The organism is Nocardia sp. CDC153, from assembly GCF_035818515.1.
Classification (GTDB): domain Bacteria; phylum Actinomycetota; class Actinomycetes; order Mycobacteriales; family Mycobacteriaceae; genus Nocardia.
In genome coordinates this window covers 608,094-631,193 of sequence record NZ_JAYKYU010000002.1, presented here as the reverse complement: position 1 = coordinate 631,193, position 23,100 = coordinate 608,094, and the positions used below count along the sequence as shown (strand labels likewise).

Here is a 23,100-nt window from a genome sequence, read left to right as displayed (position 1 = left end):
GAAAGCCCCGAAGTCGGGGCTCGCTCGTTTGCTTACTTGCTGACGTCCGCGGGCGAATCGACGTGCCGAATCCCCTCGGAAAGTGTTGCCGCCCAGGGTTCCTCGCGATGACCGAGGTCCAGTGCGGTGACCAGGTGGCACAGCTGCCCGATGGCCATGAACATCTGCACCTCGGAATCCGTTGCGCCGGAACGGGTCTTGGCGAAATCGGTGACCAGGCCGAGTCCGCGCCGCATGGCATCGCCGATCTGCGGCACATCCGCCGCGGACAGCGCGTGCACCTGCAGCAGGAGCAGGCTCTTGTCCGCGATGAGTTCGGCGTACGCGCCGCCCATTTCGTGCAGGATCTTCGCCGGGTCGTTGTCGCTCACCCGGGCGGCCCCCGTTGCCAGGGACTGCCGGACGAGTTCGAAGCACCGCTCCAGCGCGGCCACGAAAAGCTCCACCTTGCTGGGGAAGAGCTTGAACACGTACGCGGTCGAGATCCCCGCGTTCGTCGCCACCGTGCTGATCGGCGTCCCGTGGTATCCGGTCTTGGCGAACTCCGCGATCGCCGCATCGACCACCGCCTCCCGGCGGGAATCCGATGTGGAGAGTGCTCGTTTCGTCATGTGAGTGACTGTACACTCACTCTTCGAAATCCCGCAAGACCCCCTCGCGAAAACGCTGTGACCTGCGCCCCAGTGCTTGACTAAAAATTTAGTCAGGAATATAGTTCGGGCTACCTTCAGCAAGGAGACAGTGAGATGGAACGACGCCGGTTCATGCGATCCGGGATGTGGACCCTGGGCGGGCTGTTGCTCACGGGGTGCGACTCGGCCGAACCGGGGGACGGGCGCTCGTGGGTGATGCCGGACGAGGGCGCGCCGCACAAGCGCACCTGGATGGCCTTCGGTGCGAGCGAAGCCATTTGGGGCCGGGACTTGCTGCCGCAGGTGCAGCGGGACCTGGCGCGCATCGCCACCACCATCGCCCGCTTCGAGCCGGTGTCGATGCTGGTGCGCCAGCAGGAACTCGACCTGGCGCGCAGCCTGCTCGGCGGTGCGAAGGTCGAGCTCATCGTCACCGAGATCGACGATCTGTGGATGCGCGACACCGGCCCGGTGTTCGTGAAGGGCAATGGCACCAAGGCGGGTGTCGACTTCAACTTCAATGGCTGGGGCGGCAAACAGCAGCATCGCCGCGACGCCAAGGTCGCCACCTTCGTCGACGGCCGAGCCGGGGTCGAGACCGTCCACACCGATCTGGTGCTCGAGGGCGGCGGGCTGGAGGTCGACGGCGAGGGGACCGCGATCATCACCGAATCCTGTGTGCTGAACAACAACCGGAACCGGGGCTGGAAGAAGAGCGATGTCGAGGCCGAGCTCGCGCATCTGCTGGGCATCAGGAAGGTGATCTGGCTGCCGGGCATCGCCGGGCACGACATCACCGACGGGCACACCGACTTCTACGCGCGCTTCGCCCGCCCGGGCGTCGTGGTCGCGGGCCTGGACCACAACGAGGAGTCCTTCGACTACGACGTGACCCGCCGCCACCTCGACATCCTGCACAACGCCACCGACGCCCAGGGGCGCCCGCTCGAGGTCGAAACCCTCGAAGCCCCTTCGGAATTGCGGTACCAGGACGCGGGCGACGACTTCGCCGCCGGATACATCAACTTCTACGTCTGCAACGGCGGCGTCATCGCCCCCGAATTCGGTGATCCGGAGACCGATTCCGCCGCCCACGCCACCTTGACCCGCCTGTTTCCCGATCGCCAGGTGGTGCAGATCAATATCGACGCCGTCGCCGCGGGAGGCGGTGGCATCCACTGCACCACCCAGCAGGAACCCGTCGACTGACCCGTGCGCGGGGCACCCCTACAGTGAGGAATCGTGTCAGAACGTCAGACCCAGATCCTGGAAGCCGCCGTCCGAGTCATCGCGCAGGATGGAGTCCGCGGACTGCGGGTCGAGAAACTGGCCGCCGCCGCGGGGGTGTCCACGGCCCTGATCTACTACCACTTCAAGGACCGCGCGGGCATCCTGCGCGCCGCGCTCGAACACATCAACCACCGCGCCGAGGTCTACACCGATCGCGCCTTCGCCGATCTCGACAATCCCCGCGCGCAGGTCGAGCGCATGCTGCTGCTGGAACTGCAGGACGACAACGAGGTTCGCGAGAACAGCATCGCCTGGGGTGAGCTCCGGGCCAGCGCGGTCTTCAATCCCGAACTGCGCGAAGCACTCCGAACCAGCACCGAATCCTGGACCTCCGATGTGGAGACCCTCATCCTGCACGGCCAGGAAAACGGTTCCATCCCCGTGGATCTCGACACCGCCGCCGTCGCCGAACGCCTCACCGCCCTGGTGGAAGGCTTGAGCGAACGCTGGCACAGCGGCTCCCTCACCCTCGACCGCGCCCGGCAATTACTCACGGGCGCGATCGAGGCCGAACTCGGCGGGTGAGCACGTCAGGCCGCGGTCAGGAATTCGATGATCGTGCGGTTGACGGCGTCGGGCTGTTCCAAATACCCGTAGTGGCCGCACTTTTCGAGTTCGACGAAGCGCGCGCCCGGAATCGCCGAGGCCACCTCGCGGCCGAAAACCGGTGGGAGCATGCGGTCGTCGGCGAAGCCGACCACCAGGCACGGGACCGAGATGCCGCGGTAGGCGGCGAGCCGATCGGCCGATCGGTCCAGGCGCATCTGGGCCAGCACGCCCGGCGAGGGTTCCGCGCTGGCCGAGTACTCGAAGATGTCGAGCCACTGCTGGGCTTGATCGTCGGCCTCGAGGGTGTGCGGGGACAGATTGAGCATCGCCTTGATCGCCGCCGCGTACTCCGGCGGCAGCTTCACGCCCTGCTCCTGCAATGCCCGCTCGCCCCGATTCAGCGTCGCCGCCAACGGATGCGGCCGACCGGTGGTGGCCAACATGACCGCCTTGCGCACCAATTCCGGTCGCGCCAAGGCGAGTTCCTGCGTGACACGCGCACCCAACGACGTGCCGACCACATGCGCGGGCCCACCGAGATGCTCGATGAGCGCGGCGGTGTCGGCGACCAGATCCTCGATCCGCATGCCGTGCGCGCTCTCCGTCGAGGGCGCGATGCCGCGATTGTCGAAGGTGGCGACCCGGAAACCGGCCTTCACCAGCGCCGGAACCTGATACGTCCGCCACACCCGGCCCGGACTGCCGGTGCCCATGACCAGCACGACCAGGGGTCCGCTGCCGGTCACGTCGTAGTTGATCCGAATCCCATTGAGGGTGGCGAGGGGCACGGTCGATCCTTCTGTCGGGCGGTCCGAGGGACGACCGAAAGTACCAGTTGATTGTCCTGGTTGCTAAACTCTGCAACTGTGCCAGGAATGCAACGGCCGCTGTATCAAATGAAGGCGGACTTCTTCAAGACGTTGGGTCACCCCGTTCGCATCCGGGTCCTCGAACTGTTGAGTCAGCGCGAACACGCGGTGTCGGAGATGCTCGCCGAGATCGGCGTGGAGGCCGCCAACCTCTCCCAGCAGTTGTCCATCCTGCGTCGCGCCGGACTGGTCACCGCTCGCCGCGAAGGACTTTCGGTCACCTACGCTCTCACCTCACCGCAGGTCGCCGAGCTGCTCGCGGTGGCCCGTGCGATCCTGACCGGCGTCGTCACCGGCCAGCGCGAGGCCCTCGAGCACACCGCCTGACCGCGGTCCCCCCGTCGATCGTCGAAGGGGGGACCCATTGACTTTCCTGTTTGCATGTTTTCTAAAATAAACACCTAGTCATTTCATGAAGAGAGGTTCGCCGTGCCCGAACGTCCTGTCGCCGCCGTCGGAACCGTGTCGGCCCCGACCGATCACCCGGGAATCCTGGCCTGGGTCACCGAGGTCGCCGAGTTGACCGCGCCCGAGCGGATCGTCTTCTGCGACGGTTCCCGCGACGAATGGGATCGGCTCACCGCCGAGCTCGTGGCCAGGGGCACCTTCGTCCCGCTACCGGCGAAGCCGAACTCGTTCTGGTGCGTCTCGGATCCCGATGACGTGGCGCGGGTGGAGGATCGGACGTTCATCTGTTCCGAGCGCGAGAGCGATGCCGGGCCGACCAACAACTGGGTGGATCCGGTGGATATGCGGACCGTCATGACCGAGCACTATCGCGGGGCCATGGCGGGGCGGACGATGTACGTGATCGCGTTCTGCATGGGGCCTCTGGATGCGGGCGAGCCGAAATACGGTGTGCAGATCACCGATTCGGAGTACGTCGCCGTGTCGATGCGGATCATGACCCGCTCGGGTGCGCAGGTGTGGGAAAAGCTCACCGACGGAACCGAATTCGTCAAATGTCTGCACTCGGTGGGCGCGCCGCTGACCGAAGGCCAATCGGACGTGCCGTGGCCGTGCGACAAGACCAAGTACATCGCGCACTTCCCCGAGACCCGCACCATCTGGAGCTACGGCTCCGGCTACGGCGGCAACGCGCTGCTGGGCAAGAAGTGCTTCGCGCTGCGCATCGCCTCGGTGCTCGGGCGCGACGAGGGCTGGCTGGCCGAGCATATGCTCATCCTGAAACTGACCTCGCCGCAGGGCAAGACGCACTACATCGCCGCGGCGTTCCCGTCCTCGTGCGGCAAGACCAATCTGGCCATGTTGGAACCGACGCTGCCCGGCTGGAAGGCCGAGACGATCGGCGACGATATCGCGTGGATGCGATTCGGGGCCGACGGGCGGCTCTACGCGGTCAACCCGGAGGCCGGATTCTTCGGTGTCGCACCGGGAACGGGCGCGAAGACCAACCCGAACGCCATCGCCACCATCGAGGCGGGCAACTCCATCTTCACCAATACCGCGCGCACCGACGACGGCGACATCTGGTGGGAGGGTCTGACCGACCAGCCCCCGGCCCACCTGATCGACTGGCGTGGCAACGATTGGACACCGGAGTCAGGAACCCCTGCCGCGCACCCGAATTCGCGCTACTGCACCCCGATCGAGCAGTGCCCGTCGGTGGCTCCGGAATGGAACGACCCGCGCGGCGTGCCGATCTCGGCGCTGTTCTTCGGCGGCCGCCGCGCCTCCACCATTCCGCTGATCGCCGAATCCTTCGATTGGGCGCACGGCGTGTTCACCGCGTCGGTGCTGTCCTCGGAGACCACGGCCGCCGCCGCGGGCCAGGTCGGCGTGGTGCGCCGGGACCCGATGGCCATGCTGCCGTTCCTGGGCTATCACGTCGGCGACTACTTCGCGCACTGGCTGGCCATGGGGGAGCGCCAGGGCGCGCAGCTGCCGAAGATCTTCCAGGTCAACTGGTTCCGGCGCAGCGCCGACGGCAAATTCCTGTGGCCCGGCTTCGGTGACAATGTGCGCGTGCTGAAGTGGGCGCTCGAACGCCTGGACGGGACCGCTGAGGCCGAGCGCACGCCCATCGGTTTCGTGCCCACCGGCGATGCGCTCGATCTCGACGGTCTGGCCGAGGGCTACCGCGGCCTCATCGACGCCGCCCTCGCCGTCGATGTCGACGAATGGGTTCGCGAGATCGAATCCATAGACGACTGGTACGCCACCATCGGCGGCAACCGCCTGCCCGATGCGCTGCGCGCGCAGCTCGCGGCGCTGAAACTCCGTCTGGCCGAAGCGCTCTGACGGTGCGCACACTGCTGCCGTCATGGTCGGATTGGCGACCGGCCGTGCGCGCGCCGGGCGCGGACCTGCTGGCCGGACTCGTCGTCGCGCTGGTGGCCCTGCCGCTGGCGCTGGGCTTCGGCATCAGCTCCGGGCTCGGCGCGGCCGCCGGTCTGGCCACGGCCGTGGTGGCGGGCGCGCTCGCCGCGGTCTTCGGCGGCTCCCGCTTCCAGGTGAGCGGGCCGACCGGGGCCATGACGGTGGTGCTGGTCCCCATCTTCCATCGGCACGGAGCGAGCGGGGTGCTGGCCGTGGGGCTGCTGGCCGGGCTCGTGCTGGTGGTGCTCGCGATCGCCGGGGTGGGACGCGCGGTGCGCTATATGCCCGCCCCGGTGATCGAGGGTTTCACCGCGGGGATCGCGGTGGTCATTGCGCTGCAACAGTTTCCGTCGGCGCTGGGCGTGGCGCACGCGCACGGGGACAAGGTGTGGCGGTCAGCTTTCGACGCCGTCCGGCAGTTCGCAGCCAGCCCGAACTGGACCTCGCTCGGGCTCGCGCTGGCGGTTGCGGCGGTACTGCTGATCGGTGGCCGGTACCTGCCGCGACTACCCTTCGCCCTGCTGGCGGTCATTCTCGCCACGGTGGCGGCCAAGCTTTTCCATCTCGACCTGAGCCTGATCGGCACGATCCCCTCCGGATTGCAAGCTCCCACACTGGATTTCCTGCACCCCGACCAGCTGGGTTCCCTGCTGGCCCCCGCCCTCGCCGTCGCCGCGCTGGCGGCACTGGAATCACTGCTGTCGGCCACCGCCGCCGACTCCATGGCGGTGGGCACCCGCCACAACCCCGACCGGGAACTGTTCGGCCAGGGCCTGGCCAATATCGCCGCACCGCTGTTCGGCGGCGTGCCCGCCACCGGGGCCATCGCCCGGACCGCGGTCAACGTGCGCTCGGGCGCGCGCACCCGGCTGGCGGCCCTGACCCACGCCGTGGTGCTGGCCGCCATCGTCTACCTGGCCGCCGGGCTGGTCGCCTGGATTCCCTTGGCCGCCTTGGCCGGAGTGCTGCTGGCGACCACCGTGCGCATGGTGGAGACCGCGTCTCTGGCGGCCATCGCCCGCGCCTCCAAGGGCGACGCCGCGATCATGGCGGTCACCTTCGCCGTGACGGTCGCCATGGATCTGGTCACCGCGGTCGCCATCGGTGTCGGCATCGCGGTCCTGCTGGCCCTGCGTTCGGTCGCCAAAGAGGCTCGACTGCACCAGATTCCGCTCGACGAGGCCGACCACCTGGCCGAGGAGCACGACCTGCTGCACGAGCACATCGTGGCCTACCGCCTCGACGGGCCGCTGTTCTTCGCCGCCGCGCATCGCTTCCTGCTCGAACTCGCCGAGGTGTCGGATGTGCGGGTGGTCATTCTGCGCATGTCCCATCTCACCGCGCTCGACACCACCGGCGCGCTCACCCTGCGCGACGCCATCGGTAAACTCGAGCACCGCGGAATCACCGTGCTCATGTCCGGGCTGCGCGAGGACCATCGGCGGCGGCTGGCGGCGATCGGCGCGTTGCCCGGCGACGGCACGGGACATCTGTTCGAGCACACCCCCGACGCCATCGCGGTCGCCCGCGAACTCGTCTCCAGCCCCGCCGAAAGCAGTCACCGATGAGCGAGCCCACCCGACCGAATCTCCTGCAGCGCCTGCGGTATGTCACCGGCGGCACGCTGCCGCCGTCCATGTCCCAGTGGGTGATCGACGACCTCACCGGACCCGGCGCGGCACGACGCTACATGCTGCGCATCCTGATCCCGATCATTCCGCCGCTGTGCCTGTTCCTGCTCATCCCCGGCCCCCTGTGGATGGGCCTGGCCATGATGGCACTGCTGTATCTGCCGCTCATCTACTTCACGGCCGCACTCATGTACGTCTTCCGGCGCGCCCGCCTGGCCAAGCACGGTCTCGACCCGACCCTGGCCGATCAGCGGGAACGCCAGCGCGCCGCAGCGGCCCGCGAAGCCTACGAGCGGGCCCACGGCCGCGGCTGATCAGCTCAGATAGCGGCCGGTGAACTCGGTCAGCACATCGCCGCCGCTGCCCTTCACGAACTCCCACGAGAACGGGAGCTGTTTCACCTCGTCGTAAGTTCGCGTGCCAGGGGCGACGGGGACGTCGGTGCGGGCCGGGATCATCTTGTGCGCGGCCGAGACCCGCTGGGCCTCGGGCGTGAACATGTAGTCCACCAAGGCTTTCGCCGCCACGGGATTGCGGGTCGTATTGAGGATGAAGACCGGGCGCGGGGTGATGACGGTGCCCGAGGCGGGGGAGATGACCCGTAGCGGAACGCCTTTGGCGGCCGCGTCGTAGGCGGAGTAGTCGACGCCGCCGAGGATGACCGCGTAGTTCCCGGCGGTCACCTCGTCGAGGGCCGGGCCATTGCCGCCGCGCACGGTCATGCCATTGGCGAACAGGCCGTCGAACCTGGCCCAGGTGCGGTCTTTCCCCACGCGCTGACCATGGCGGCGAGCAGGTCACGCGCCGTTCCGGATTCGCGAGGGTCGGGCATGATGACCCGGCCGTGGAACTCGGGTGCGGCCAGATCGGCCCAGTCGTTGGGCAGGCGCGGGCTCAGCTTGGTGTTCACCACCATGGTCAGCGCCGACCCGTCGCGCCCGACGAATCCGTGGTCCTTGCCGATCCACCCGCTGTGAATCCGTTCGGTCCCGCTCGGGGTGTACGGCAGGGTCCGGCCATCGTAGTCATACTGCGCCGCGGGTGTCCACGACGCCAGATACACCACATCGGCCAGCGGGTGCGCGCCCTCCTTGTCGAGCTTGGCGGTGATCTTCCCGGTCTCGCCCGCGAAGACGTTGACCTTCACCCCGGACACCTTGGTGAACGCGGCCACCAGCTCCTCGGTGAGATCCTGCGGATTCGCCGAATACAGCGTGAGCTCACCGGACAGCCCGGGCGGCGCGGTCCACGAATTCGTCACCGCCGGAGTAGAAGTCGGCTCGGGACGCCTACCGCAGGCCGCGGTGGCCAGCACCGAGGTGGCAAGGCCCGCGACGAAAGCGCGGCGGGAGAGCGGCATCCGCGGAACCCTGCTCAGTGGAAGAGCTTGAGTAGGTTGACGATCAGCCGGTCTACGCCGTAGGCGAAGGGGAGGGCCACCCATGTCCAGGACAGGATGAGCAGCGGGGTGCGCCGGGGCGCGGGGGTGGGCTCGGTCATTGGTCTGCTTCCTGCAGGTGGTGTTTCGCCGATACCGGCCGGATCAGCTCGTTGGCCAGGAAGCCCGCGCACAGCAGGGCGATCATGATGGCGAACGAGGTGCCGTAGAGCGCGGGTCCGGTCTTGCCGTGGCGCGCACCGGAATCGGCGATGGCATTGACGATCAGCGGTCCCGCGACACCCGCCACCGACCACGCGGTCAGCAGCCGGCCGTGGATCGCGCCGACCTGATAGGTCCCGAACAGATCCTTGAGATACGCCGGGATGGTGGCGAATCCGCCGCCGTAGAACGACAGGATGACCATCGCGCCGAGAATGAACACCGGCTTGCTGTCCCGCCCGGCCGACCACACCAGCACGTACGCGAGCGCCCCGACACCGAGGTAGACGCGGTACATGTTCTTGCGCCCGATCACATCCGAGAGCGACGACCACCCGATCCGCCCGCTCATGTTCGCCGCCGACAGGACCGCCACGAAACCGGCCGCCGCCGAGGCCGTGACCGGCGTCGAGGTCTGTTTGAAGAAGTCCACCACCATCGGCGCGGCCTTCTCCAGAATCCCGATGCCCGCGGTCACGTTGAAACACAACACGATCCACAGCAGCCAGAACTGCGGGGTCCGGATCGCGTCATTGGCCGCCACGTCGTGTCCGCTGACGAGTTTGGCCCGGGTCTGCGGGGGAGTCCATCCGGCCGGTGCCCAGCCCGGCGGCGGCACCCGCACCAGCAGCGGGCCCATCGCCATGAACACCGCGTACACCAGGCCCATGACCAGGAAGGTCTCGGCGATCCCGGGTCGATCCCGACCGAAGTCCGTCAGCAGCTCGGTGGTCCACGGGGACGCGATCAGCGCGCCACCGCCGAATCCCATGATCGCGAAACCCGTTGCCATGCCGGGCCGGTCGGGAAACCACCGGATCAGTGTCGACACCGGCGAGATGTACCCGATGCCCAGCCCGATCCCGCCGACGAATCCGTATCCGACCACGATCAGCCAGTACTGGCCGACGGCCGCGCCCAGGGCCGAGATCAGCAGCCCCGAGGAGAAGCACACCAGCGAGACGGTCATCGCCCAGCGCGGCCCGCGGCGCTCCACGATCGTGCCGCCGAAGGCCGCGGACAGGCCGAGCATGACGATCGCGAGCTGGAACGGCAGCGCGCTGCCGGTGCCCGAGATGTGCATGGCCTTCTCCAGCGGCGGTTTGAACACGCTCCAGGCGTAGGCCTGTCCGATGGCGAGGTGGATGGACAGGGCCGCGGGCGGCACCAGCCAGCGGCTCCAGCCCTGCGGGGCAATGACTTTCGAATATCCCGGATCACCGGCGAGGACTGCGGCCATGCTGATCTCCACGTTCAGTTTGGGGAGATCATAGGTACAAGCGACCGGCTGGTTATGCGGGTTTGCGTCGAGGCGTGAGCTGTGTCACAGTTTGATAGCGGTTCGCCTCAATCGTCGCAAAAGCTTTTCGCTTCCTTTGCATTGTCTTTACGATTACCCGCGGTCTGCCAAGCGTCGTGGTTCTCCCTTGCCTCGCCCGCCGCTGCCTCTCGATGCCAGTACATGTTGACCGATGAACCGGACGGCCCTGTCGTTCCGGCGAAGGAGAGATATGTCCACCGACACCGATCAGCCTCCACGGACGTCGCTTCCCGGCCTGGCCGGACTGATACGCCACGATCTCCCGGCGTCGTTCGTCGTCTTCCTCGTCTCCCTGCCCCTGTCCATCGGCATAGCCGTGGCCGCGGGCGCACCGGTCGCCGCCGGACTCATCGCCGCCGTGGTGGGCGGCGTGGTCGCCGGTCTGCTCGGCGGCTCCACCCTGCAGGTCAGCGGGCCCACCGCCTCGCTCACCGTGGTGGTCGCCGAATCCATCAACCAATTCGGCTGGCCCGCCACCTGTTTCATCACCATCCTGGCCGGCGGGCTGCAGATTCTGTTCGGGCTCAGCCGCATCGCCCGCGGCGTGCTGGCCATCGCGCCGGTCGTGGTGCACGCCATGCTCGCCGGCATCGGCATCGTCATCGCGCTCGAACAGGTGCACGTGCTCCTGGGCGGTGACACCCTGACCTCCTCGTGGGAGGCGATCGTCGCGCTGCCGCACCAACTGGCCTCCGTGCACGCCGGGGACCTGTGCATCGGACTCGTCGTGATCGCCATCCTGGTCGGCTGGCGGCGGCTGCCCGAACCCGCGCGCCGGGTGCCCGCGCCGCTGGTGGCCGTGGTGGTCGCGACCCTGCTGGCGCGCGTGCTGCCGGTGCGGGTCGAACACATCACGCTCAATGGCTCACTGCTGCAGGAACTGCATCTGCCGCAGGTGCCGCACGGCGGGTGGGCCACGGTGGCGCTGATGGCCGTCACCATCGCGCTCATCGCCAGCGTGGAGACCCTACTATCGGCCGTGGCGGTGGACCGGATGCGCCAGAACCCCGCGCGCCGAACCGATCTCGATCGCGAACTGTTCGGTCAGGGCGCGGCCAATATGGTCTCCGGCGCGATCGGCGGCCTGCCGGTGGCGGCGGTCATCGTGCGCAGCATCACCAATGTGCAGGCCGGGGCGCGCAGCAAATCCTCGACCATGCTGCACGGGCTGTGGATTCTGCTGTTCTCGGTGGCGCTGGTCGATGTGGTGCGCTCGATTCCCAAGGCGGCGTTGGCCGGATTGCTCATCGTGATCGGCATCCAGCTCATCAAACTCGCGCACATTCGCCGCGCCCGGCGCTCCGGCGACCTGGCGGTCTACGCCGCCACGGTCTTCGTGGTGGTCTTCTGGAATCTGTTGCTGGGCATGCTGGTCGGGCTCGCCCTGGCCTTCGCGCTGCTGCTGTGGCGGGTGGTCCGGGTGGCGGTGACCGCCGAGGAACTCGAGGACCGCCGCTGGCGGGTGCTCGTGGACGGCAGCTTCACCTTCCTGGCCCTGCCCAAGCTCACCGCCGAACTGCACAAGGTGCCGCCGGGCGCGGACGTGGTGGTCGAGATGACCGTCGACTTCATGGACCACGCCGCCTACGACGCGCTGCGGGAATGGGCCGATCAGTATCGAATCGAGGGCGGCGCGGTCGAATTCGTGGAGGTCGGCGCGGTGCGCATGGCCGACGCCGCGGACGGGCCGCCCGCGCGCGGGCATTCGCGGCATCTGCTCGACGAGGTGCTCGGGCCGTGGCGGCGCACCGCCAATGACGTGGACCGGATCGTCGCGGGCGTGGCCGCCTATCATCGCAGCCACGCGCATGTCATGCGGCCGCATCTGGGCGTGCTGCGCGATGGGCAGGAACCGGACTCGCTTTTCGTCACGTGCGCCGACTCTCGGATCGTGCCCAATGTCATTACCAACAGCGGACCGGGTGACCTGTTCACCGTCCGCAATGTCGGCAACCTGATTCCCCGTGACGCCCAGGACTCTTCGATGGAGGCCGCCCTCATCTACGCCCTCGACAAGCTGGATGTGCGCTCGGTCGTGGTGTGCGGGCATTCCGGCTGCGGCGCCATGGGCGCGCTGCACAGCGAACTGGTCACCGGATCCCAGCTCGACGACTGGCTCGCGCACGCGCGGCCCAGCCTCGAACGGTTCCGGCTCGGGCATCCGGTGGCCGCGGCCGCCGCGGCGGCGGGCTACGGACCGGTCGATCAGCTCGGCATGGTGAATGTGGCCGTGCAGCTCGAGACGCTGTACGCGCATCCCGTGGTCCGACGCGGGGTGCAGGAGCGGGGCGTGGTGCTGTCCGGACTGTTCTTCGACATCGCGACCGCGCGCGTGGTGGAGGTCACCGTGAACGGCATCGGTGAGATCGACGGCGCGGGGCGGGTCGCCCAACCCGCTTGACGACCTGGGCCGAGTGCGTGTGCGAAGGGGTGTGAATCCAAAAGGTTCACACCCCTTTAACTTTGGGGCGCAAATTTCTCAGGCTTTGCTAAGTCTTTACTCTTAGCCTGGCCTTTGCTCGTCCGGTGAGTCTGCGGCCAAAGCCGTCCGCAGCCTTTATTTCGATGCCCCTGCACATGCTCGCTGAGGAGCGATATGTCTCGCGACACCGATTCACCGCCAGGCAGAACCGCCAGCAGATTCGACACCCTGCTGCGCCATGATCTTCCTGCATCCCTTGTCGTCTTCCTGGTCGCGCTGCCGCTCTCGCTCGGCATCGCGGTCGCCTCCGGCGCACCCATCGCCGCCGGACTGATTGCCGCCGTCGTCGGCGGCGTGGTCGTTGGTCTCTTGGGCGGATCACCACTGCAGGTCAGCGGCCCGGCCGCGGGTCTGACCGTGGTGGTCGCCACCACTATCGGCGAATTTGGTTGGAAAACAGCCTGTTTCATCACCGTCCTCGCGGGCGGACTGCAAATCCTGTTCGGGCTCAGCCGCATTGCCCGCGCGGCGCTGGCCATCGCGCCGGTGGTGGTGCACGCCATGCTCGCGGGCATCGGCATCACCATCGCGCTGCAGCAGCTGCACGTGCTGCTCGGCGGGGCCTCGCACAGTTCGGCCTGGCAGAACCTGATTCAGCTGCCCGGCGAACTGATGAACCTGCACGGCGACGACTTCTTCGTCGGACTCGTCGTCATCGCCATCATGCTCGGTTGGAAGTACGTGCCCGGGAAGCTGAGGGTGCTTCCCGGACCGCTCGTCGCCGTGGTGACCGGCACCGTGCTGGCGCTGGTGCTGCCCGGCGATCCCGAGCGAATCGTGTTGAACGGCTCGCTGTTCGACGCCATCGGACTGCCGTCGCTGCCGACCGGCGACTGGGGTGCGGTCGTGCTCGCGGCACTGACCATCGCCCTGATCGCCAGCGTGGAGAGCCTGCTCTCGGCGGTGTCCGTCGACAAGATGCACACCGGGCCGCGCACCAACTTCGACCGGGAACTGGTCGGGCAGGGTGCGGCCAACATGGTGTCGGGTGCGCTGGGCGGACTGCCGGTCACCGGCGTCATCGTGCGCAGTGCCACCAATGTGGCGGCCGGGGCGCGCACCCGTGCTTCGGCGCTGCTGCACGGCGTGTGGATTCTGGTCTTCTCGGTGGCGCTCGTCGGTGTGGTGCAGCAGATTCCGAAATCGGCGCTGGCCGGTCTGCTCATCGTGGTCGGCATCCAGCTGGTCAAGCTCGCGCACATCAAGCTGGCCCGGCGCACCGGCGATCTGCTGGTGTACCTGGTGACCGTGCTCGGCGTGGTGTTCCTGAACCTCCTCGAGGGCGTGATCATCGGTCTGGCACTGGCTTTCGCGCTGCTGCTGTGGCGGGTGGTGCGGGTCGTGGTGAATGCCGCCCCCGTCGCCGGTACCGACCGGTGGCTGGTCACCATCGACGGCACCTGCACCTTCCTGGCGCTGCCCAAGCTGTCCTCGGAATTGAGCAAGGTGCCCACGGGTGCCGACGTGCTGGTGGAGATGAGCGTCGACTTCCTCGACCACGCCGGGTACGAGGCCATCCACGACTGGGCGCGACAGCACGAGAACACCGGCGGCACAGTGGAATTCGTGGAGCTCGGCACCGCGCACATGGCGCACGCGCTGACCGGTCCGCCGGTGCGCGGACGGGCCCGCACCATGCTCGACGATGTGCTGCGGCCCTGGCGCAAGGCCGAAGGCGACCCCATCGCTTCCGGTGTGGCCGAATTCCATCGCCGCAATGCCCACGTGGTGCGCCCGCACCTCGATGAACTACGCGACGTCCAGAACCCGCACTCGCTCTTCCTGACCTGCGCGGATTCGCGGATCGTGCCCAATGTCATCACCAATAGCGGGCCCGGTGACCTGTTCACCATCCGCAATGTCGGCAATCTCGTGGTGCCCGGCGGGCGCGACAGCTCCATCGAGGCGGCCCTCACGTTCGCCATCGAGGAACTCGAGGTCGACAACCTGGTGGTGTGCGGCCACTCCGCATGCGGTGCCATGAAGGCGCTCGTCGCGGGCGGACCGACCGGACCCGGCCTGGGCAGCTGGCTCGTCCACGGCCGACCGAGCCTGGACCGCTTCCACTCCGACGACCCGGTCGCAACCGCAGCCGCCCGGGCCGGATTCGGAGTCGCGGACCAGCTTTCGATCGTGAACGTGGCCGTCCAGGTGGAAACCCTGCGCGCCCACCCGGTGGTCCGCCGCGCCATCGCGCAACGCGGACTGAAGGTCTCCGGCCTCTTCTTCGACATCGGCCCCGCCCGAGTCCTGGAAGTGACCGAGACGGGCATCGCCGAAATCGACGCCCCCGAGCTGGCGGTCCTGGCCCCAGCTCACTGAAATGACCTGGCGCGGGCTCCCTTTCGGGGGTCCGCGCCGGTCAGCACCCACGCAACCCCCGCCCACGCCAGCGAAAACGGCAGCAACACAAGGAAATCCAACGGCTGCCGAATCCCCGCCGCGATCAAGAACCCCGCCGACACCGTCAGCAGCAGCAAGACGATCCGCCGGTGAAACCGCCCCGACTTCCCGCGCGCCCACATGCGCGCCCGCCGATGCGCCCGGCGCGCCATCACATCCAGCCCTAACGCCACCACCAGCAAGGCCACCGCATAACCGCTGATGAGAATCGTCTCGATGGCAGGACTCATGCGCCGCGGCCCTCCGCGCTCAGGGGACTCGTGAACCGACCGGTTCGACAGCCGTCAGGCTACGACGCCCGCCTGGGCTGATCTTGGAGCGACGCGCCCGATTGGGGCGTGTCGCGAGGGTCGGGCGCGTCGGAAGAAGTGATGAGAGGTAGGAGATTAGGGTGGTGCTGCCTCGCCGAGTGCGCGGGAGCTGTCGCCGGGGGAGCGGCCCACTACAGCGCGGAAACATGACATTGTGGTTTGTAGCTGCCGCGTGTAGTGAAAAGTGGTGTGTAGCCGCCGGGTAGTGACCTGTGGTCTGTAACCGCGGTGGGTAATGGGTGGTAGGAGTCAGCGAGAATCGGCCTGATCGGAGTCGGATGGAAATGGTTGCGCAGCCCCCGGTTTCACAAGCCCTGGTGCCCGGCACCGAACTGTTGCGCCCGCAATGGCTGGCCGAACGCATCGCCGACATGGGCATCAGCTGGGGGACGGCCAACTCCCGAGTCTCCGGCACCCTGTGGTGGTGCATGGCCGCCTCATCTCTGGTGGATCCGATCGTCGCCGCGATCGCCGCCGATCAACCCGCCTTCAATCCGGCCCTCGAACACATCGCCCTGGAGATCCGCCCGGACGGCGGTGTCGAGCGTGTAGTCCCCGAGCCCCACGCCTACGCGATAGCGCTCAGCAGCACCCTCCTCGCCAACTCCTCCTCCGGCATTACCGCCGATCTCTCCGCCGATCCCGCGTCGGCCGTGAATTGCGCTCACCCCGAACCGCATTCGGCCGCGTGCTGCACCACCACGCCCATCGGCCAGGCACTGCGTCACGCCCTGTCCCGTGTCATCCCGGTCGTCGCCGAGGTCTCCGGCGCGGGCATTCCTTCTCTCTGGGCGATAGTCGCCGACGCCATCGGCAACCGCGCCCTCGACATCGGTGCCGCCGACGCCGGTGCCCGCCTGGCCCGAGACGTCGCGGGCCGCTTACCGGTCCCGCGCTTCCAGGACATCGCCGGTCGCACCTTCGTCCGCCGCATCTCCTGCTGCCTGGTCTTCGAAGTCCCGGGCTGCGAGATGTGCACCAGCTGCCCCAAGCGTCCGGCTCCGGAGCGTGAGGCGCTGCTCGCCGAGGTCGCTGCCCGGGGCTGAGGGTCCGCCGGGCGCGGGGTTATAGGGGTGCAGATAGAGTGGGCGGGCCGGAGGTATGTGATTCGTGACCGGCCACGATCGCGGGGAGAACATCCTCGCACCAGACCTGGCGGGACCTCTCGCCTATGACTATGCCAAGGAGTGCGCAGCCGTGACCACCTCAGCCCAGCAGACCCCAGTCGCCCGCGTCCGGGTTCCGGCTGGGACTACCGCCGGGGCCGCGGTGCGTGAGGCGGACCTGCCGAGCAAGGGTCCCGCCGCCGTCATTGTGGTGCGGGACGCCGAAGGCGCGCTCAAGGATCTGAGCTGGACGCCCGACGTCGACACCGAGGTCGAGGCCGTCACCGCCGATTCTCCCGACGGCCGCAATGTCATCCGCCACTCGGCCGCGCATGTGCTGGCGCAGGCCGTGCAGCAGGAGTTCCCCGACGCCAAGCTGGGCATCGGCCCGTACATCAAGGACGGCTTCTACTACGACTTCCAGGTCGAGCGCCCCTTCACCCCGGAGGATCTCACCAAGCTGGAATCCCGGATGAAGAAGATCATCAAAGGCGCGCAGCGGTTTTCGCGCCGGGTGGTCGAGGTCGAGGAGGCCCGGGTCGAGCTGGCCAAGGAGCCGTTCAAGCTGGAGCTGATCTCCGACAAGTCGGGCATCGACGATCCGGAGGTCATGGAGGTCGGCGGTAAAGAGCTGACCATCTACGACAACCTGGACCCGCGCACCGGCGAGCTGATCTGGGCCGACCTGTGCCGCGGCCCGCACCTGCCGACCACCAAGTACATTCCCGCGTTCAAGCTGACCCGATCCAGCGCCGCCTACTGGCGTGGCGATCAGTCGCGTGAGGACCTGCAGCGCATCTACGGCACCGCGTGGGAATCCACCGAGGCTCAGGACGAGTACCTGCGCCTGCTCGAAGAGGCCGAGAAGCGCGATCACCGCAAGCTCGGCCTCGAGCTGGACCTGTTCTCCTTCCCCGACGAGCTGGGCTCGGGCCTGCCCGTGTTCCACCCCAAGGGCGGCATCGTCCGCAAGGAGCTCGAGGACTACTCGCGCCGCCGCCACATCGCCGCCGGCTACGAGTTCGTCAACACCCCGCACATCACCAAGGGCCACCTCTTCGAGGTCTCCGGCCACCTGGACTGGTACCGCGACGGCATGTTCCCGGCCATGCACCTCGACGCCGAACTCAATGAGGACGGCTCGGTGCGCAAGCCCGGCCAGGACTACTACGTCAAGCCGATGAACTGCCCGATGCACAACCTGATCTTCCGGTCGCGCGGGCGCTCCTACCGCGAACTGCCTTTGCGCATGTTCGAATTCGGCTCGGTGTACCGCTACGAGAAGTCCGGCGTCGTGCACGGCCTGACCCGCGTGCGCGGCATGACGCAGGACGACGCGCACATCTACTGCACCAAGGAGCAGATGCACGCGGAGCTCACCTCCACGCTGCAGTTCGTGCTCTCGCTGCTGCGCGATTACGGCCTCGACGACTTCTACCTCGAGCTGTCCACCAAGGACCCGAAGAAGTTCGTCGGCTCCGACGAGCTGTGGGAGGAGGCCACCGAGACCCTGCGCAAGGTGGCCACCGACTCCGGTCTGGAGCTGGTTCCGGATCCGGGCGGCGCGGCCTTCTACGGCCCGAAGATCTCCGTGCAGGCCAAGGACGCGCTGGGCCGCACCTGGCAGATGTCCACCATCCAGCTGGACTTCAACCTGCCCGAGCGCTTCGAGCTCGAATACACCGGTTCCGACGGGCAGAAGCACCGCCCGGTCATGATCCACCGCGCGCTCTTCGGCTCCATCGAGCGCTTCTTCGGCGTGCTCACCGAGCACTACGCGGGCGCGTTCCCGGCCTGGCTCGCGCCGGTGCAGGTCGTCGGCATCCCCGTGGCCGAGACCTTCGCCGAGCACCTGGACGGCGTCATCAATGCCTTGCGCGACAACAACATTCGCGCCGAGGTCGATCGCTCCGACGACCGCATGCAGAAGAAGATCTTCAACCAGACCGCCCAGAAGATCCCGTTCATGCTGCTCGCCGGTGCCCGCGACGTGGAGAACAACGCGGTCAGCTTCCGCTTCCGCGACGGCACCCAGGTCAATGGCGTGCCCGTCGCCGACGCCATCGCCACCATCACCGACTGGATTCAGCGGCGCGAGAACGCATCTCCGACCGCGGAGGGTTTCGAAATCCGCAAAGGCGATCAATGAGTGAACCGACCGCGCCTCGGCCCGAGCAGATCGTGGACACCGGGGCCGGGGATCCGGACCGGCTGCAGCGGCTGTGGACCCCGTACCGCATGTCCTACATCACCGGCGAGGTCGAGGAACCCAAGGCCCCCAAGAAGACCGGGCACCCGTTCACCGACATTCCGGAGATGTCGGACGAGGACGGCCTGATCATCGCGCGCGGGCAGTGGGTGTACGCGGTGCTGAACCTGTACCCCTACAACCCCGGCCACACCATGGTGGTGCCGTACCGTCGCGTGGCGAATCTCGAGGATCTGACCCCGGAGGAGAGCGCCGAGCTGATGGCGTTCACCCAGCAGGCGATTCGGGTCATGAAGCAGGTGTCGCGGCCGGAGGGCTTCAATGTCGGCCTGAATCTCGGTGGTGTCGCCGGTGGTTCACTCGCCGATCACCTGCATCAACATATCGTGCCGCGCTGGAGTGGGGACGCGAACTTTATTACCGTCGTCGGCGGAGTGAAGGTGATGCCGCAATTGCTCAGGGAAACCCGGGCGCTGCTGGCACGGGCGTGGAAGGAAGCCGACTAGGCATGAGCGAGGGACACGGCACGAAAGGACAACGGGTAGCGTGCTGAGTTTCTTCGGTCGCGAGACGTTCGCCAAAGCGACTGCCCCCCTGGGCAAAGCGTTGGTGAGCACGGGCCTCACGCCCGATGCCATGACGCTGATCGGCACCACCGCCTCGATCGCCGCGGCGGTGACGCTGTTCCCGACCGGTCACCTGTTCTGGGGAACCATGGTGATCTGGCTGTTCGTCATGTTCGACATGCTGGACGGGGCCATGGCGCGCGCCCGCGGCGGCGGCACGAAATACGGTGCGGTGCTGGACGCCACCTGCGACCGGGTCGCCGACGGCGCGATCTTCGCGGCGCTGGCCTGGTGGGCGGTGTACCACGAGAACTCCAAGCACCTGTTCGTGGCGACGCTGGTGGTGTTGGTGACCTCGCAGGTCATCAGCTACGCCAAGGCGCGCGCGGAGGCGTCCGGTCTGTCCGCCGACGGCGGTCTCATCGAGCGTCCCGACCGGCTGATCATCGTGCTGGTCGGGGCCGGATTCACCGGTATCGGCAACTATTACGGCATCGAGTGGCTCGGCTATGCCGTGTACGTCGCCATGTACATCCTCGCGGTGTTGAGCATCATCACCGTGTTCCAGCGGGTGCTGGCGGTGCGCAGGTCGCCCGGCGCGCGCGACGTTCTCGCCCCCGTGGCGAAGGCTCCGGAGGAACCGCAGCGGTGACCACCGATTTCACGTCCGCGATGACCGACAAGGCGTACGCGGCCGGTTGGCGTGTCGTGCGCGGGCTGCCAGAAGGCATGGTGCGCAAGGGGTTCGACGCCGGAGCCAACTTCGTTGCCCGGCGAGCGAACAAGAAGGCGCACCGGGGAGAGCCGAATATGTTGCGGCGCAATCTCGCCCACGTACTCGGCACGACGCCGGAGCAGGTGCCCGACAGCCTGATCGAGGCTGCCATGCGCTCCTATGCCCGCTACTGGCGTGAGGCGTTCCGACTGCCGTCGATGGACCACAAGGCGCTGGGGCAGCTGCATGTCGACGGCACCGAGTATCTGGACGCGGCCCTCGCCGCAGGCAAAGGTGCCCTGCTGGTCCTGCCGCACTCCGGCAACTGGGATATGGCCGGTGTCTGGCTGGTCCAGAATCACGGTCAATTCTCTACGGTCGCAGAGCGTTTGAAGCCCGAGTCGCTGTTCGAGCGCTTCGTCGAATACCGCGAGAGCCTCGGCTTCGAGGTCTTCCCGCTCACCGGCGGTGAGCATCCGCCGTTCCCGCAGCTGGCGGATCGCCTGCGCCAGAACAAGGTCGTCTGCCTGATGGGCGAGCGCGATCTCACCGGCAAGGGCGTGCCGGTCACCATGTTCGGCGAACGTACCTGGCTACCGGCCGGGGCCGCCAAACTCGCCGCCGACACCGGGGCAGCGCTCCTGCCCGTGCACTGCTGGTTCACCGAGACCGACGGCACCGAGGGCTGGGGCATGGCGGTCTTCCCGCCCATCGACGTCTCGCCGGGCATCGCCCCCGCGACCCAGGCGCTGGCCGATGTCTTCGCCGCCAATATCGCCGCCCATCCTGCCGACTGGCACATGCTGCAGCCCATGTGGGAAAGTGACTTGTCGCAGGCGAGATTGGACAAAATCGCGGCCGCGCAGCGAACACTGGGGTTTGACGCCGGGTCTCGCGGAACAGGGGCACTATGAGGATCGGCATGGTCTGCCCGTACTCGTTCGACGTGCCGGGCGGGGTGCAAGCGCATGTCGTGGAATTGGCGCAGGTGCTCATCGAGCGCGGCCACAAGGTGAGTGTGCTCGCGCCCGCCGCCGACGACACGCCGCTGCCGGACTTCGTGGTGTCGGCGGGCAAGGCCGTGGCGATTCCCTACAACGGGTCGGTGGCGCGACTCTCCTTCGGGCCCACCGCGTATACGCGCATTCGCCGCTGGATCGCCGAGAACGATTTCGACGTCCTGCACATTCACGAGCCGAACGCGCCCAGCCTGTCGATGCTGGCGTTGAAGATCGCGGAGGGGCCGATCGTGGCCACCTTCCACACCTCGACCACGAAATCGTTGGTGCTCAGCACCTTTCAGGGCGTGCTGCGGCCGTATCACGAGAAGATCAGCGGCCGGATCGCGGTGAGTGAGCTGGCGCGGCGCTGGCAGGTGGAGGCACTCGGCGGGGACGCCGTCGAAATCCCCAATGGCGTGGACGTTCCCGCGTTCGCGCACGCGCCGCTGCTGGCGGGCTATCCGCGGCCCGGCAAATCGGTGCTGTTCCTGGGGCGCTTCGACGAGCCGCGCAAGGGCATGGAGGTATTGCTCGGCGCGCTACCGGAATTGGTGCGGCGACACCCCGACCTCGAGGTGCTGATCGTCGGCCGCGGCGACGAGGACCGGCTGCGGCGCGAGGCGGGCGAGCACGCCGGGCATCTGCGGTTCCTCGGCCAGGTCTCCGACGCCGAAAAGGCCTCCGCCATGCGCAGTGTCGACGTCTACGTCGCCCCCAACCTGGGTGGTGAGAGCTTCGGCATCGTGCTGGTCGAGGCGATGGCGGCCGGAACCGCCGTGGTGGCCAGCGATCTGGACGCCTTCCGCCGCGTGCTGCGGGACGGCACCGCGGGCATGCTGGTTCCGGTCGGGGACTCCGGTCAGCTGGCGCAGGCCATCGACGCCATGCTCACCGACGACACCCGCCGCGAGGAGTACATCCGCACCGCGAATCAGGTTGTCGGCGAATACGACTGGCCGGTGGTCGCCGAGCAGATCCTGCGCGTCTACGAGACCGTGACCGTCGGCGATGTCCGCGTCAGGACCGCCGGATGATCACCTTCTCCGCGACCACCATCCTGGTCCTCGCCCTCATCGCGGCACTGCTCATCACCGCCGCGGTATGGGCCTATACCACCGCGAACCGCCTGGACCGCCTGCACGTGCGCACCGACCAGGCCATGCACGCGTTGGACGCGGCCCTGGCGCGCCGCGCCGTGGTGGCCCGCTCGGTGGCGACCACTCTGGCCGGACTCTACGATCCGGCCCTGGTCGAACAGGCCCGCCGCCTGACCGCGCTGGCCGACCGCGCCGAGCGTTCGAACTGGCGCGACCGCGAAACCGTTGAGAATCAGCTCGCCGCGGCGCTTTCCGCCGTCGACATCTCGCTGCTGCCCCCGCAGCTGGTCGCCGAACTCGCCGACGCCGAAGCCCGGGTCCTCATCGCCCGCCGCTTCCACAACGACGCCGTCCGCGACACCCTCGCCCTGCGCACCCGCCGCCTGGTCCGCTGGGTCCACCTGGCCGGTACCGCCCCCCTGCCCACCTACTTCGAAATCGCCGAGCGCGTAACCCCCGCCGCCGCAACGGGTCTCGAGGTCGACACCGTCCGCACCTCCGCCCGCGTGGTCCTGGTCGACGAGAACGACCGGGTCCTGCTCCTGCAGGGCGTCGACCCCAAGGTCCCCGACGTCCCCTTCTGGTTCACCATCGGCGGCGGCGTCAACCCCGGCGAATCCCTGCGCGAGGCCGCGATCCGCGAACTCTACGAGGAAACCGGCTACCCGGCGGACTCGTCTTCCCTGCGCGGCCCCCTCTGGCGTCGAGTGGCCGTCTTCCCCTTCAACGGCGAACTCATCCGCTCCGAAGAACTCTTCTTCGCCCTGCGCGCCAAGAACTTCGAGGTGAACCCCACCAACCTCGACTACATAGAACGCCGCTCCATCAAGGGCCACAAATGGTGCACCCCCACCGACATAGCCCACCTGGACCACTCCGGCGAAACCGTCTACCCCTACCACCTCGACCAACTCCTCCCCGAGGCCCTCGCCGCCGCCGACTCCGACACCGACCCCGAAGTCCGCTCCATCCGCTGAC

20 protein-coding genes and 1 pseudogene are annotated in these 23,100 nt (G+C 67.8%); 15 read left to right on the top strand and 6 right to left on the bottom strand.

What is annotated here, in order from left to right:
- Positions 1–32 precede the first annotated feature (32 nt).
- Positions 33–611 carry a TetR/AcrR family transcriptional regulator gene (locus VMT65_RS11220; protein ID WP_326308030.1) on the bottom strand — a complete coding sequence of 193 codons (579 nt, stop codon included), beginning with the start codon at positions 609–611 and terminating at the stop codon, positions 33–35.
- 135 nt (positions 612–746) lie between these two features.
- Between VMT65_RS11220 and VMT65_RS11215 the strand changes: the two genes are divergently transcribed.
- Positions 747–1,841 (top strand): agmatine deiminase family protein, encoded by a 1,095-nt coding sequence (locus VMT65_RS11215; protein WP_326308029.1) that lies wholly within the window; start codon positions 747–749, stop codon positions 1,839–1,841.
- Between the two features lie 33 nt (positions 1,842–1,874).
- Positions 1,875–2,447, top strand: coding sequence for a TetR/AcrR family transcriptional regulator (locus VMT65_RS11210; protein WP_326308028.1), 573 nt, complete (start codon positions 1,875–1,877; stop codon positions 2,445–2,447).
- 5 nt (positions 2,448–2,452) lie between these two features.
- Here VMT65_RS11210 and VMT65_RS11205 read toward each other — a convergent pair whose 3' ends face one another.
- Positions 2,453–3,259 (bottom strand): alpha/beta fold hydrolase, encoded by an 807-nt coding sequence (locus VMT65_RS11205; RefSeq protein ID WP_326308026.1) that lies wholly within the window; start codon positions 3,257–3,259, stop codon positions 2,453–2,455.
- Between the two features lie 87 nt (positions 3,260–3,346).
- Here VMT65_RS11205 and VMT65_RS11200 point away from each other — a divergent pair, with 87 nt between their 5' ends.
- The 4 genes from VMT65_RS11200 (at position 3,347) to VMT65_RS11185 (ending at position 7,625) form a co-directional block, all read left to right on the top strand.
- On the top strand, positions 3,347–3,667 hold the full coding sequence (locus VMT65_RS11200; RefSeq protein WP_326309147.1) for an ArsR/SmtB family transcription factor: 321 nt from the start codon (positions 3,347–3,349) through the stop codon (positions 3,665–3,667).
- A 102-nt stretch (positions 3,668–3,769) separates the two neighbouring features.
- Complete coding sequence (locus tag VMT65_RS11195; RefSeq protein WP_326308025.1) at positions 3,770–5,602, top strand: phosphoenolpyruvate carboxykinase (GTP); 1,833 nt, start codon at positions 3,770–3,772, stop codon at positions 5,600–5,602.
- A 2-nt stretch (positions 5,603–5,604) separates the two neighbouring features.
- Entirely contained in the window at positions 5,605–7,248 is a 1,644-nt protein-coding gene (locus VMT65_RS11190) for a SulP family inorganic anion transporter (protein ID WP_326308024.1), read from the top strand.
- Complete coding sequence (locus VMT65_RS11185) at positions 7,245–7,625, top strand: DUF5313 family protein (RefSeq protein ID WP_326308023.1); 381 nt, start codon at positions 7,245–7,247, stop codon at positions 7,623–7,625. Before VMT65_RS11190 ends, VMT65_RS11185 begins: the two co-directional genes overlap by 4 nt.
- Here the strand turns inward: VMT65_RS11185 and VMT65_RS11180 are convergent.
- The 3 genes and pseudogenes from VMT65_RS11180 to VMT65_RS11170 form a co-directional block, all read right to left on the bottom strand.
- Positions 7,626–8,671, bottom strand: a pseudogene (locus VMT65_RS11180) (extracellular solute-binding protein). It abuts the gene before it with no gap.
- Between the two features lie 14 nt (positions 8,672–8,685).
- Positions 8,686–8,811, bottom strand: a complete 126-nt coding sequence (locus VMT65_RS11175) for an MFS transporter small subunit (protein ID WP_326308022.1) — start codon at positions 8,809–8,811, stop codon at positions 8,686–8,688.
- On the bottom strand, positions 8,808–10,151 hold the full coding sequence (locus tag VMT65_RS11170; protein WP_326308021.1) for an L-lactate MFS transporter: 1,344 nt from the start codon (positions 10,149–10,151) through the stop codon (positions 8,808–8,810). The genes VMT65_RS11175 and VMT65_RS11170 overlap by 4 nt, the downstream gene beginning before the upstream one ends.
- A gap of 271 nt (positions 10,152–10,422) precedes the next feature.
- Between VMT65_RS11170 and VMT65_RS11165 the strand changes: the two genes are divergently transcribed.
- Together VMT65_RS11165 and VMT65_RS11160 are read left to right on the top strand one after the other, a co-directional pair.
- Positions 10,423–12,633: a SulP family inorganic anion transporter gene (locus VMT65_RS11165; protein WP_326308019.1), complete on the top strand. Its 2,211-nt coding sequence runs from the start codon at positions 10,423–10,425 to the stop codon at positions 12,631–12,633.
- Between the two features lie 195 nt (positions 12,634–12,828).
- Positions 12,829–15,036, top strand: coding sequence for a bifunctional SulP family inorganic anion transporter/carbonic anhydrase (locus VMT65_RS11160; RefSeq protein ID WP_326308017.1), 2,208 nt, complete (start codon positions 12,829–12,831; stop codon positions 15,034–15,036).
- Here VMT65_RS11160 and VMT65_RS11155 read toward each other — a convergent pair.
- The gene (locus VMT65_RS11155; RefSeq protein ID WP_326308016.1) at positions 15,030–15,347 is read right to left on the bottom strand and encodes a hypothetical protein; all 318 of its coding nucleotides are present in this window, start codon (positions 15,345–15,347) and stop codon (positions 15,030–15,032) included. The genes VMT65_RS11160 and VMT65_RS11155 overlap by 7 nt on opposite strands.
- A gap of 365 nt (positions 15,348–15,712) precedes the next feature.
- On the opposite strand from VMT65_RS11155, the gene VMT65_RS11150 reads away from it, so the two are divergent.
- From VMT65_RS11150 to VMT65_RS11120, 7 genes are all read left to right on the top strand, one after another.
- Entirely contained in the window at positions 15,713–16,474 is a 762-nt protein-coding gene (locus tag VMT65_RS11150; RefSeq protein WP_326308015.1) for a (2Fe-2S)-binding protein, read from the top strand.
- Between the two features lie 151 nt (positions 16,475–16,625).
- On the top strand, positions 16,626–18,683 hold the full coding sequence (gene thrS / locus VMT65_RS11145) for a threonine--tRNA ligase (RefSeq protein WP_326308013.1): 2,058 nt from the start codon (positions 16,626–16,628) through the stop codon (positions 18,681–18,683).
- Positions 18,680–19,249, top strand: coding sequence for an HIT family protein (locus VMT65_RS11140; RefSeq protein WP_326308012.1), 570 nt, complete (start codon positions 18,680–18,682; stop codon positions 19,247–19,249). The genes thrS and VMT65_RS11140 overlap by 4 nt, the downstream gene beginning before the upstream one ends.
- Positions 19,250–19,289: 40 nt before the next feature.
- Entirely contained in the window at positions 19,290–19,961 is a 672-nt protein-coding gene (pgsA, locus tag VMT65_RS11135; protein WP_326308011.1) for a phosphatidylinositol phosphate synthase, read from the top strand.
- A gap of 20 nt (positions 19,962–19,981) precedes the next feature.
- On the top strand, positions 19,982–20,938 hold the full coding sequence (locus tag VMT65_RS11130) for a phosphatidylinositol mannoside acyltransferase (protein ID WP_326309146.1): 957 nt from the start codon (positions 19,982–19,984) through the stop codon (positions 20,936–20,938).
- On the top strand, positions 20,935–22,059 hold the full coding sequence (locus VMT65_RS11125; protein WP_326308009.1) for a glycosyltransferase family 4 protein: 1,125 nt from the start codon (positions 20,935–20,937) through the stop codon (positions 22,057–22,059). Before VMT65_RS11130 ends, VMT65_RS11125 begins: the two co-directional genes overlap by 4 nt.
- Entirely contained in the window at positions 22,059–23,099 is a 1,041-nt protein-coding gene (locus VMT65_RS11120; RefSeq protein WP_326309145.1) for an NUDIX hydrolase, read from the top strand. Before VMT65_RS11125 ends, VMT65_RS11120 begins: the two co-directional genes overlap by 1 nt.
- Position 23,100 lies beyond the last annotated feature (1 nt).

Bases quoted from the DNA above. Each gene is read 5' to 3' on its own strand.
- VMT65_RS11220 (WP_326308030.1), bottom strand. From the start codon at position 611: ATGACGAAACGAGCACTCTCCACATCGGATTCCCGCCGGGAGGCGGTG.
- VMT65_RS11215 (WP_326308029.1), top strand. From the start codon at position 747: ATGGAACGACGCCGGTTCATGCGATCCGGGATGTGGACCCTGGGCGGG.
- VMT65_RS11200 (WP_326309147.1), top strand. From the start codon at position 3,347: ATGCAACGGCCGCTGTATCAAATGAAGGCGGACTTCTTCAAGACGTTG.
- VMT65_RS11185 (WP_326308023.1), top strand. From the start codon at position 7,245: ATGAGCGAGCCCACCCGACCGAATCTCCTGCAGCGCCTGCGGTATGTC.
- VMT65_RS11175 (WP_326308022.1), bottom strand. From the start codon at position 8,811: ATGACCGAGCCCACCCCCGCGCCCCGGCGCACCCCGCTGCTCATCCTG.
- VMT65_RS11170 (WP_326308021.1), bottom strand. From the start codon at position 10,151: ATGGCCGCAGTCCTCGCCGGTGATCCGGGATATTCGAAAGTCATTGCC.
- VMT65_RS11165 (WP_326308019.1), top strand. From the start codon at position 10,423: ATGTCCACCGACACCGATCAGCCTCCACGGACGTCGCTTCCCGGCCTG.
- VMT65_RS11160 (WP_326308017.1), top strand. From the start codon at position 12,829: ATGTCTCGCGACACCGATTCACCGCCAGGCAGAACCGCCAGCAGATTC.
- VMT65_RS11155 (WP_326308016.1), bottom strand. From the start codon at position 15,347: ATGAGTCCTGCCATCGAGACGATTCTCATCAGCGGTTATGCGGTGGCC.
- VMT65_RS11150 (WP_326308015.1), top strand. From the start codon at position 15,713: ATGGTTGCGCAGCCCCCGGTTTCACAAGCCCTGGTGCCCGGCACCGAA.
- VMT65_RS11140 (WP_326308012.1), top strand. From the start codon at position 18,680: ATGAGTGAACCGACCGCGCCTCGGCCCGAGCAGATCGTGGACACCGGG.
- VMT65_RS11130 (WP_326309146.1), top strand. From the start codon at position 19,982: ATGACCGACAAGGCGTACGCGGCCGGTTGGCGTGTCGTGCGCGGGCTG.
- VMT65_RS11125 (WP_326308009.1), top strand. From the start codon at position 20,935: ATGAGGATCGGCATGGTCTGCCCGTACTCGTTCGACGTGCCGGGCGGG.